The organism is Acinetobacter sp. GG23, from assembly GCF_057766365.1.
In genome coordinates this window covers 1-234 of the sequence record NZ_JBYMDJ010000025.1, presented here as the reverse complement: position 1 = coordinate 234, position 234 = coordinate 1, and the positions used below count along the sequence as shown (strand labels likewise).

1 protein-coding gene is annotated in these 234 nt (G+C 59.0%); it reads left to right on the top strand.

The features are described from left to right. A partial coding sequence (locus AC3CAU_RS16775; RefSeq protein WP_488368519.1) for a DNA gyrase C-terminal beta-propeller domain-containing protein occupies window positions 1-234 on the top strand: 234 nt, incomplete at both ends.

The following is a 234-nucleotide window of genomic DNA, read 5'->3' as shown; positions in this document are numbered from 1 at the left end:
AGCCAGCCGTGGTGCGCGCGGGCGTCCAATCGTCAACTTGTTGCCGCTGGAAGCCAATGAGCGTATCACCGCTATCCTGCCTGTACGCGAGTACGAAGAAGGGCGTCACGTGTTTATGGCGACGGCCAGCGGCACAGTGAAGAAAACCGCCTTGACCGAGTTTAGCCGCCCACGCAGTGCCGGCATCATCGCCGTTAACCTCAATGAGGGTGACGAGTTGATTGGTGTTGACCT